The sequence below is a fragment of the Lacisediminimonas sp. genome (assembly GCF_030645335.1).
Classification (GTDB): domain Bacteria; phylum Pseudomonadota; class Gammaproteobacteria; order Burkholderiales; family Burkholderiaceae_D; genus Lacisediminimonas.
Genome location: NZ_JAUSNH010000167.1, coordinates 1 through 10,086, shown reverse-complemented (window position 1 = coordinate 10,086; position 10,086 = coordinate 1). Strand labels below are relative to the sequence as shown.

General features: G+C 65.4%; 10 protein-coding genes. 4 read left to right on the top strand and 6 right to left on the bottom strand.

Annotated elements, in window-relative coordinates; genetic code table 11:
* Positions 1–1,013 (bottom strand): glutamine-hydrolyzing carbamoyl-phosphate synthase small subunit (carA, locus tag Q7T64_RS11795; protein ID WP_304795783.1); only part of this gene is annotated, 1,013 nt, incomplete at its 3' end.
* A 292-nt stretch (positions 1,014–1,305) separates the two neighbouring features.
* Entirely contained in the window at positions 1,306–1,710 is a 405-nt protein-coding gene (locus tag Q7T64_RS11790) for a heme-binding protein (protein ID WP_304795779.1), read from the bottom strand.
* 218 nt (positions 1,711–1,928) lie between these two features.
* Here Q7T64_RS11790 and Q7T64_RS11785 point away from each other — a divergent pair, with 218 nt between their 5' ends.
* Entirely contained in the window at positions 1,929–2,474 is a 546-nt protein-coding gene (locus Q7T64_RS11785; RefSeq protein ID WP_304795777.1) for a C40 family peptidase, read from the top strand.
* Positions 2,475–2,498: 24 nt separating this feature from the next.
* On the opposite strand, the gene Q7T64_RS11780 is transcribed toward Q7T64_RS11785, so the two are convergent.
* Positions 2,499–3,401 (bottom strand): patatin-like phospholipase family protein, encoded by a 903-nt coding sequence (locus Q7T64_RS11780; protein WP_304795775.1) that lies wholly within the window; start codon positions 3,399–3,401, stop codon positions 2,499–2,501.
* Between the two features lie 160 nt (positions 3,402–3,561).
* Here Q7T64_RS11780 and modA point away from each other — a divergent pair, with 160 nt between their 5' ends.
* Genes modA through Q7T64_RS11765 form a run of 3 tightly spaced genes read left to right on the top strand, consistent with a single transcriptional unit; the run spans position 3,562 to position 6,135 of the window.
* Complete coding sequence (gene modA, locus Q7T64_RS11775) at positions 3,562–4,365, top strand: molybdate ABC transporter substrate-binding protein (protein ID WP_304795773.1); 804 nt, start codon at positions 3,562–3,564, stop codon at positions 4,363–4,365.
* Positions 4,365–5,033: a molybdate ABC transporter permease subunit gene (gene modB, locus Q7T64_RS11770; RefSeq protein ID WP_304795770.1), complete on the top strand. Its 669-nt coding sequence runs from the start codon at positions 4,365–4,367 to the stop codon at positions 5,031–5,033. The genes modA and modB overlap by 1 nt, the downstream gene beginning before the upstream one ends.
* Complete coding sequence (locus tag Q7T64_RS11765; protein ID WP_304795768.1) at positions 5,026–6,135, top strand: ABC transporter ATP-binding protein; 1,110 nt, start codon at positions 5,026–5,028, stop codon at positions 6,133–6,135. The genes modB and Q7T64_RS11765 overlap by 8 nt, the downstream gene beginning before the upstream one ends.
* Before the next feature lie 7 nt (positions 6,136–6,142).
* Here Q7T64_RS11765 and Q7T64_RS11760 read toward each other — a convergent pair whose 3' ends face one another.
* The 3 genes from Q7T64_RS11760 to Q7T64_RS11750 all read right to left on the bottom strand — a co-directional run.
* Positions 6,143–7,411 carry an efflux RND transporter periplasmic adaptor subunit gene (locus Q7T64_RS11760; RefSeq protein WP_304795766.1) on the bottom strand — a complete coding sequence of 423 codons (1,269 nt, stop codon included), beginning with the start codon at positions 7,409–7,411 and terminating at the stop codon, positions 6,143–6,145.
* A gap of 5 nt (positions 7,412–7,416) precedes the next feature.
* Positions 7,417–9,816, bottom strand: coding sequence for an ABC transporter permease (locus tag Q7T64_RS11755; RefSeq protein WP_304795763.1), 2,400 nt, complete (start codon positions 9,814–9,816; stop codon positions 7,417–7,419).
* Positions 9,813–10,086: ATP-binding cassette domain-containing protein (locus Q7T64_RS11750; RefSeq protein WP_370653312.1), on the bottom strand; the 274-nt coding region annotated here is incomplete at its 5' end. The genes Q7T64_RS11750 and Q7T64_RS11755, both read right to left, overlap by 4 nt.

Sequence of the window (10,086 nt, the reverse complement as noted above, 5' to 3'; positions counted from 1 at the left end):
TCGAACAGCGAGACATGCGTGACGCGGCAATTTGTCGGCAGCGTGGTCGGATCCACGGCGAAACCGTGGTTTTGCGAGGTGATCATCACCTGTTTGGTATCAAGGTCCTGCACCGGATGATTGGCGCCGTGATGGCCGAATTTCATCTTCAGGGTGCGGGCGCCGACAGCCAGGCCCATTATTTGTTGCCCGAGGCAAATGCCGAATGTCGGGATGCCGCGGTCGATCAGTTCACGGGTGGAGGCAATCGCATAGTCGCAGGGCTCCGGATCGCCCGGGCCGTTGGACAGGAAAATGCCGTCGGGTTTGAGCGCCAGCGCCTGGGCTGCGGTGGACTGCGCCGGTAGTACCGTGATCTTGCAGCCGCGCTCGGCCAGCATGCGCAGGATGTTGAACTTGACGCCATAGTCGAACGCGACCACGTGGTACTTCGGTGCGATCTGCTCGCCGCAACCGGCGCCGAGCTTCCATTCCGTCGTGGTCCATTCATAGGGCTCGGTGACCGAGACCACCTTGGCCAGGTCCATGCCGGCCAGGCCGGGGAAGGAACGCGCCAGTTCCAGCGCCAGTTCCGGCGACGCATTGGCACCGGCGACGATGGCGCCACTCTGCGCGCCCTTTTCACGCAGGATGCGCGTCAGCCGGCGGGTATCAATGCCGGCGATGGCGACCACGTTTTCGGCTTGCAGGTAAGCAGGCAGGGTCTGCTCGGCACGGAAATTCGACATCAGTGCCGGCAAATCGCGAATGATCAGTCCTGCCGCATGCACGCGGGTGGATTCGGTGTCTTCGCGGTTGACGCCGACATTGCCGATATGGGGATAGGTCAGCGTGACGATCTGCTGGTTGTAGCTGGGGTCGGTCAGGATTTCCTGGTAACCCGTCATCGACGTATTGAACACGACTTCGCCGGTGGTCTGCCCCGGTGCGCCAATCGAATGTCCCTGGAAAATCGACCCGTCTGCGAGCGCTAGGATGGCCGGGACGGATTGTCCCGATAGAAATGGCAGCAAGGGTAACTCCTGAAAGGTTACCGCCGTTGCGCCGCGCCGGACAGCCGTTGCGCTTCCGCGCAGATAGTGCGCTTTCGGAAGTGGTCGCGGAGGATGTCGGGTCGAGTGGTAGGGGATGTATGCGCTACGACGGAAGTAATATGGCTAAACCTTGCAATTATAGCCGGACGCAGGGCCTGCGGCAACCCGTATGCCACTCAAAATGCAGGGTGAACCTGCGCAGCGGGCATGCGCCTCAATGTCCAAGGCGCGATGGCGCGGGGCGGTCAGGGCCGCCCCGCGCCGATTGAACCTATCCCAGCGTGGCAATCCCCGCCTTGGCAATCTGCACGTCCTCGGACGATTTCACGCCGGAAATGCCCACTGCACCGACATAGTGGCCATCGACCACGATCGGCACGCCGCCTTCGAGCAAGCCTTCCAGGCCAGGCGCGCTCAGGAACGAGAAGCGGCCATTGTTGATCATGTCCTCGTAAATCTTGCTGTCGCGCTGGCCGAGCGCAGCAGTGCGCGCCTTGGCTGGCGCAATTTGCGCCGAGATCGGCGCTGCGCCGTCGAGCCGTTGCAGCCACAGCAAGTGACCGCCGTCGTCGACGATCGAAATGGTGACGGCCCAGTTGTTTTTCCTGGCTTCTGCTTCCGAGCCGGCAGCAATTTTCTTCAGGTCATCGAGGGTCAGGACGGGCTTGCTTTTCATGAATCATCTCCAGGGTTGATGTGAAACTAGGCAAGACACGGATTTTACGGCAAGGCCGCGCCAGCACGGTGGTTTTGACAAGGGCGGTTTGATGGCCTACATTCCCGCTTGTCGGATGCCGCATGGCAATGTCCTGCGCACCAGGCTGCCGGTTTGTGCCAGCCGCTTTTGCCGCCACAGTTCCTTTTGCGTACTTTTGCGAGTTTTTTGCCACCCTGATGCCCCCAGACCACCACGCCCGCCGCTTGTTACCCGCCGCCGCAGCCATGCTGCTGTTGCTGGGCAGTGTGAGCACGCCGGTTTTGGCACGGGACATCAGTATCGACACGGGCGGTATGGCGTCGCCGCTGAAGAACGCCAGCCAGCGCATCGGCGACGTCGTGCTCCAGGCGCTGGCGCTGGCCGGGCTGCAATATCGGTATGGCGGCGATTCGGCCATCACAGGAATGGACTGCAGCGCGCTGGTGCAGCATGTCTACCGCCAGGCCTGGCAGCAGGAATTGCCGCGCACAGCAGAAGAAATCAGCCGCGCCGGGGAGCGCGTAACCAGGGGCGAACTCGAACCGGGCGACCTGGTGTTTTTCGATACGCTAAGCCGCCCCTACTCCCATGTCGGCATTTACCTGGGGGAAGACAAGTTCGTGCACTCGCCCTCGGCCGGCAGCCGCGTGCGGGTCGAGAACATGGCGGGCACTTATTGGAAGACGCGCTACAACGGCGCGCGCCGGATTGCCGATATTACCGGGCTTGAGCGCCCGCGCTAAAGCCCCGTCGTCAAAGCCCCCGCGTCAAAGCCCCTGTAACTGTGCGAGTTTGGCCTTGATCTCCGGCAAGGCATTGGCCACTGCGCGCTCGCCGGCAAGGATCGCCAGGTTGCGGCCGGCAAAGTCGCTGCCGCGCATGGCGCCCAGCGCCGGCCGGATCACCACGTTGGCATCGCGCAATTCATAGCCGTTGATGGTCTGGCCCATGATCGAGAAGGTTTGCAGCAGCATGTCCAGCGTCGAGCCCGACGGCTGCGGTTCCGGTTCGGCCGAGATATTCACGGCGATCACGAAGTCCGCCCCCATCTCGCGCGCAAAGCGCACCGGCACCGGCGACACCAGTCCGCCGTCCACATACAGGCGCTCGCCGATGCGTACCGGCTGGAAAATGCCGGGCACGGCCGAAGAAGCCCGTACCGCAATGCCGGTATTGCCGCGCTCGAACAGGATCGGCGCGCCGGTGGCCAGGTCTGTTGCGGCCACCGCGAACCGGATTTTCATTTTTTCCAGCGGCAGGTTGTTGACTGCGCGGTTGATGTAGTTCTGGATGGCGTCGCCCTTGATCAGGCCGGTGCTGCGCGAAAACCAGGGCACTGCCCAGTCAGAAATCGCCGCCTCGTCCATTTCCAGCGCCAGCTTGTTGAGCGCAAAGCCGGTATTGCCGGCGGCATACAGGGCGCCCACCACACTGCCGGCGCTGGTGCCGACGATCAGGTCGGGCACGATTCCTTGCGCCTCAAGGGCCTTGATGACGCCGACGTGCGCGAAGCCGCGGGCGGCGCCACCGCCCAAGGCCAGGCCGATTTTGACTGGCTTGGCGGTGACGGTGCCGGCGACCGGTGTCGGTTTGCCCTGGCGCGAGGGGGCGCTCTGGCAGGCGGCCAGCAGGAGCGACAGGCCAAGCAGGACGGGGAGGGAATGCCGCATGGGAGGGTGCATTTGGACGGGAAGCGCATTGTAGCGCCTGCCTGCGGGCAACAGGAACGGTGTGTTGTTACCTGATGTTAACCGGCCGTCGATCCCCAATGCCGTCCGCATCCCCGCACCCCCTGCTATAGTTCCGCCTTGCCCGTTCGCTGATTCACCAATGCCCTCTTCCCGATCACGACCGCCCTCGCCGACCCGCCGCCGCCTGCTGGCCGGCGCAGTCGTCACCGCCCTGCTCCCAAGCCTGGCAAGCGCGACCAACGCGCCGCCACTGATCGCCGCGGCATCCGACCTGAAATTCGCACTCGATGAAATCGCCGCCGCTTACTTGGCCGCAAGCGGCAATGCGGTGCGCTGCGTGTACGGCTCCTCCGGCAACTTCCGGCGCCAGATTGCCCAGGGCGCACCCTTCGAGCTATTTTTTTCCGCCGACGAGTCCTATGTCGATGCGCTCAGCAAGGAAAAGCGCACCGTCGATGGCGGCATGCTGTATGCCAGCGGCCGCATCGCCATCATGGTCCCGCCGCACTCGCCGCTCAAACCGCAAGCCGACCTGGGCGACTTGCGCGCCGCACTGGGCAAGGGCGAAATCAAGCGCCTGGCCATCGCCAATCCCGATCACGCACCTTACGGCCGCGCCGCGCGCCAGGCGCTGGAAAATACCGGACTATGGCCACTGCTGGCCGGCAAGCTGGTGCTCGGTGAAAACGTCTCGCAGGCAGCACAGTTCGCCACCAGCGGGTCCACCGACGGCGGCATCATTGCGTATTCGCTGGCGCTGGCGCCGGCCATCGGCAAGCTCGGACGCCATGCGCTGATCCCGGCCAGCCTGCATGCGCCGCTGCGCCAGAAGATGGTCCTGATAGCCGGCGCCGGCGCCACCGCCAGGGATTTCTACCGCTTCGTGCAGTCGCCGCAGGCGCGCGCGATCCTGTCGCGCAACGGCTTTTCGGGCGCCGCCTGATGGACTGGACCGCGCTCAAGCTGTCGGTGATGCTGGCGGTCCTCACGGCCGCCATCCTGCTGCCCGTGGGTATCTTCCTCGGCCGGATTTTTGCGTGGCGCGCCTTCCGCGGCAAGGCGCTGGTGGAAGCGGCGTTCACGCTGCCGCTGGTGCTGCCGCCGACCGTGCTGGGCTACTACCTGCTGGCCGGCATGGGCGACGCCTCCTGGCTCGGGCAATGGGTCAAGTCCACCTTCGGCACCTCGCTGGTGTTCAATTTTTCCGGCCTGCTGATCGCGTCGCTGGTATTCAACCTGCCCTTCGCCATCGCGCCGATGCAGCGCGCATTCGAAGCCATTCCGGTCAATGTGCGGCATGCGGCGGCCTGCTGCGGCATGTCGCGCTGGCGCACGCTGTGGCGCATAGAATTGCCGCTGGCCTGGCCCGGCATCCTGTCGGCGATGGTGATGACGTTTGCGCACACGCTGGGCGAATTCGGCGTAGTGCTGATGATCGGCGGCAGCATACCCGGGGAAACCCAGACGATTGCGGTTGCCATCTACGACCGGGTGCAGGCATTCGACAGTGAAGCCGCCGGCCGCATGTCGGCGCTGTTGCTGTTGCTGTCGCTGGCGGCGATCGCGGTCAGCTATACCGCCACCAACCGCATGAGCCGTCGCCGTGCTTGAGTCCCGGCCCTGGTTCCAGGTCGATATCGAGCAGGACGAGCCGATCGCGCTCGACGCCCACTTTGCCTGCGGCAAGGACGAAATACTGGCACTGGTCGGTCCGTCGGGCAGCGGCAAATCCACCATCCTGAAAACCATCGCCGGGCTGGTGCGCCCACGCAAGGGGCAAATCCGGATCGGCCAGCAACTGTGGCTCGACACCGAACGGCACATCAGCTTGCCGGTGCGGCAGCGCTCGGTCGGCGTGGTGTTCCAGGACTATGCCTTGTTCCCGCACTTGTCGGCGCTGGCCAATGTGGCCGAGGCCATGCAGCATGTTCCGCCGCCGCAGCGCCACGCGCGCGCCGCCGGCTTGCTGGCGCGGGTGCATCTGTCGGGGCTGGAGCAACGACGTCCGGCACAATTGTCCGGCGGCCAGCAGCAGCGGGTCGCGGTAGCGCGGGCGCTGGCGCGCGATCCGGACGTGCTCTTGCTGGACGAACCCTTTTCCGCGGTCGACCAGGTCACCCGCGAGAAGCTGGTCGAGGAGCTGGCGATACTGCACCAGCAACTGTCGCTGCCTATCGTGCTGGTGACGCACTCGCTGCATGAAGCGACGATGCTGGCCGACCGGATGTGCATCCTGCACCGTGGCCGGACACTGCAACTGGACCGGCCGGAAGAAATCATGAACCGTCCGGCCAGCGTCGATGTCGCCCGGCTGGTCGCGCTGCGCAATATTTTCAGCGGCCGCGTGATCGACCATGACAACGCGCAAACGACGCGGATCTCCTGGGGCGGTATGGTGCTGGAGACTGCGCATGACGCCCGTTTCAGTCCCGGCCAGGCAATTTGCTGGACCATTCCCGACACCCACGTCGTGATGCACCGGCTCGACAAGTCCTACCGCACCACCAACGAGAACGTCCTGCAGGGCACGGTGCAGACCGCGCTCACGCTGGGCAATACCACGCAGATCAGGATGAAGCCGCAGGGCAATGACGCCGATGTGCTGAGCTTCTCGGTACCGGCCCATTTTGCACAGATCAACCATGCCGTGCCAGGCGCCCCGGTGTCGGTATCGCTGGAGAAGGAAGCGATCCACCTGATGCCGGCGCCGTGAGCGCAGCTCAGGGCTGCGGCGCACGCACCCGGCTGCCGTCCCGGACCTGGTTGCCGGGATAGCGCACGACGGCAGTGCCGGGCTGCAATCCGCCGATGATCTGGGCTTCATCCCGGTTGCGCTGCCCGACCTTGACCTCGACCTCGCGCGCGCGGCCATTTTCAACCACGAACACATGCCAGGCCGGGCCAGCCCTGAACAGGCTGCTGTCCGGCGCCTTGATGACGTCCTCGGCCGACCAGATCACGATGCGCGCCTCGACCCGGTAAGCATCACCCAGCGCGCCCAGCGCATCGATCGGATCGGCAATCACGTTGACGCGCTGCTCCTCCACACCGAGCGCGGAGATTTTGGTGAAGGCGACCGGCTCGACCAGCCGCACCCGGGCCCGCAGGGTCTGTCCGCCGCCCCAGCCCTCCAGCAACATCAGCTTGCCGGGCTGGATCTTGACGGCATCGGTGGACAGCACGTCGACCACCACCTCGAAACGCTGCGGGTCGCCAATCGTCATCAAGGCGGCGCCGGCGGCCACCGGGCGCGCACTGCGGTCCGGAATGCGCAGCACGTAGCCGTCTGCCGGCGACAGCACGCGCAGTGCGCGCCCCGGCCCGAACGCTGCGCCGCCATCTGACAGCAAAGCTGACTGCGCAAGCCTGACATCGGCCAGCGCCGCCTGTTCACGCGAACGGGCGGCATTGAGCTCGGCCGTCGCGACGGCGGCCGCCGCACGCGCCTTGTCGGCCGCCTGCGGCGCGATGAAGCGCGAGCCGACCAGTTGCTCGGCCCGCGCCAGTTCGCTGCCGGTGAGTTGCACATCCGCCTGCGCCCGGCGAATCTGGACCGTCGCCTCCTGCGCGCGCGCCTGCGCCGCCTGCAAGCGCGCCTGCGCTTCCTGCCGCTGTCGTTCATCCATCGGCAGCAGCTCCAGCGTGGCGACCTGCTGGTCGCGCCGTACCCGGTCGCCTTCGCGCAGCGCGATGCGCTGCACCACGGCGGCGACCGGCGCCGTCATCGTGTACCGTTCTGCCGCGCGCAACTGGCCGAGGTTGTCGACCGTGACCTGCATCGGCCCGCGCGTCACCGCCACGATCTCGGTGCTCACCGGGTCCGGCCGCAACCAGGCCCAGACCAGCAGGGCCAGCACCAATACCACAGCCAACCTCAGCAACCAGGGCCGCCAGCGCGCGCCGGCCTTCTTGTTATTGGTGCCGCTGATGCCGAGGCCGCTGCTGGCGCTGCTGGCGCTGCCATCGTCCGGCTTTTTTCCAGGTTCCATTGCGCTTATTCCCGCGTCTTCAATACTTCGATCAAGTCCAGTTGCCGGACCCGGCGCCACACCAGCAAGCCCGACGCCATCGATGACAGCAGCACCGTCGCTGCCGCACTGATGAACGTCTGCGTGCTCACCACCAGCGGGATCCGGAACAGCTCCTGGCTCAGCAATTGCGACAACAAGGCCGACAGGCCATAGCCGATCAGCCCGCCCAGCGGCAAGGACACCAGCACCAGCAGCGCCTGCTCGCCCAGCAGCATGCGGCCGACTTCGCCCTTGGTGAAACCCAGTATGCGCAGGCTGGCCAGTTCCAGCGCATGCTCGGACAGGGCAAGGCGCGCCGAGTTGTACACCACGCCGATGGCGATCACGCACGCAAACAGCACCAGCACGCGGGTGCTGATGCGCATGTTCTCGGCAACGGTTTCCATGAAACTTTCCAGCGTCGCCTCGCGCAGGGTGACGCTGCTGATTGCCGGCACGCTTTTGAGCAAGCGATACAGGCCGGACTGCTGCTGCGCATCCAGCCGCAGATAGGCGCCGGATACGGTGTCGGATTCGCCCAGCAGGCGCGATAAGGCGGCCCGGTCCATGTAGCTCAGCAGTCCGATCGGCTCGTCGATGACGGCGCTGATGCGCACCAAAACGGTTTGCCGCCGTCCTTCCATGAATTCAACTTCCAGCATGTTGCCAGCGCGCTGGCCGAGCAATTCGGCCAGCTTCTTGCTGAGCACGATCCCTTGCGCCGGCAATGCCACCGGACGCTCGTTTTCATCCAGCACCCGCCGCAACTCCGGCGCTGCGTCGAGTCCCAGGATGACGGTTTTCTTTTCCCGGTGTCCTGCGCGCAGGCGCACGGCCGCAGTACGGAACCCTTCCACCCGCAGCACACCCGGCATCGACGCCAGCGCATGCAATGCCGCCACACTGCGGATCTCGTTGAAGTTGACAGTGATGTCATCGCGCTGGGCGGTGCGGAACTGGATGCGGACGATTTCATCGAGCGCGTCGAATGAATACTGACCGGTCACCATCAGCGCGGCGGCCAACGCCAGCCCGAGTACCGACAGCCCGGCCTTGACCGGGTTGCGCTCCAGGTTGCGCAACACCATCCTGGCCGGCAGCGGAATGAAACGCTGCAAGCCAAGCCGCTCCAGCGGGCCGGGACGAAAGCGCGCCGGCGAGGAAGCACGCATCGCCTCCGCCGGCGGCAGGCGCAGCACGCGCGCCACCGCCAGCGCGGAACCCAGGGCCGCCGCCGCCACGGCGATCAGGGCCGCCATCGAAAGCGTGCGCGGCGACAGTGCAAAATGCAGGGTGGGAAAGTGATAGAACAAGGCATACACCTGCGCCAGCTGTTCGCCCAGCCATGCGCCCAGCGCAATCCCGGTCAGTCCGCCGACGCCGACCGTCAGCAAGGCGAATTTCACGTAGTGCATGCCGATGGCGAAATTGCCGTAGCCAAAGCTCTTGAGCAAGCCGATCTGGGGCCGCTGCAAACTGGTGATGCGCAGCAGCACATTGTGGATCAGGAACGCGACCACACCCATGAAGATGGCGGGCAACACGGTGGCGCTGACCCTGGCCTGGGCCAATTCATTGTCGAGGAAATTGTGCGACAACTGGTCGACCCGGCCATAGGCGCCGAGCGAGCCGTAAGGGGCAAGCAGTGCATCGACCTGCTCGATGACCCGGTTCTCGCTGGCGCGCGGCGACAGTGTCAGGGTGAGGTCGTTGAAGCCGTCGCGCATGTCGAGCGCGCCCGCCAGCGCCTCATGTTCCATCCACAGTACGCCGAAGCGGCGGTTATCGGGAAAGGCATTGCCCTTCATTTCGCTGATGTACTCCGGCGAAATCGCAATACCCACGATGCGCAGGCGTTCCTTGCGGCCGTTGATGACCGCCAGCAAGCTGTCGCCGGCCTGCAGATTATTGGCCTGGGCAAACGCTTCGCTGACGGCGGCCTCTTGCGCGGCGCCTGGCAGCCGGCCCGCGCGCAGGTGGACGCCGTTCAAGCCTTCGCCGGCATGCCGGGGCAGCGTGACCAATCGTCCGCTGGCCGGCTCATCGAGTCCGGGCACATCGAGCGAGGCGTCGAACACTACCCTGCCCTGCACCTGCTTGACACCCGGCAGTTGTCGCACCCGTTCCAGCAAGCTGTCGGGCGCGCGCTTCAGGTTGGCGAATACATCGGCGAACCGGTATTGCTCGTAGTAAGTCGCGCGCGTCGACAGCAAGGCTTCATACGAACCTTGCATGGTGACAAAACTGGCCACCCCGCACATGGCCACCATGCCAATGGCGAGCGCCTGTCCGCGCATGCGCCACAGGTCGCGCAGCAGCTTGCGCTCCAGCGCCGGCAGCCTGAACATTGCCGCCGCCATGCTGAGCACACGCGCTGGCGTCACCACGAGATGTCCTCCGGCGTCAGGCGCTGCGCATTGGTTTGAATCCGCACGATGCGCCCGCTGCCCAGGTAGACCACCCGGTGCGCCATGCCGGCGATGGCGGCATGGTGGGTGATGATGGCGGTGGTGGTGCCCAGCTCGCGGTTGATCCGCTCCAGCACCTGCAGCACCAGCTTGCCGGTCTGGAAATCGAGCGCACCGGTGGGCTCATCGCACAACAGCAGGTCCGGCCGCTTGGCCACCGCGCGCGCAATCGCCACGCGCTGCTGC

Coding starts and splice junctions, on each gene's coding strand:
- Q7T64_RS11790 (WP_304795779.1), bottom strand. CDS start 1,710: ATGAAAAGCAAGCCCGTCCTGACCCTCGATGACCTGAAGAAAATTGCT.
- Q7T64_RS11785 (WP_304795777.1), top strand. CDS start 1,929: ATGCCCCCAGACCACCACGCCCGCCGCTTGTTACCCGCCGCCGCAGCC.
- Q7T64_RS11780 (WP_304795775.1), bottom strand. CDS start 3,401: ATGCGGCATTCCCTCCCCGTCCTGCTTGGCCTGTCGCTCCTGCTGGCC.
- modA (WP_304795773.1), top strand. CDS start 3,562: ATGCCCTCTTCCCGATCACGACCGCCCTCGCCGACCCGCCGCCGCCTG.
- modB (WP_304795770.1), top strand. CDS start 4,365: ATGGACTGGACCGCGCTCAAGCTGTCGGTGATGCTGGCGGTCCTCACG.
- Q7T64_RS11760 (WP_304795766.1), bottom strand. CDS start 7,411: ATGGAACCTGGAAAAAAGCCGGACGATGGCAGCGCCAGCAGCGCCAGC.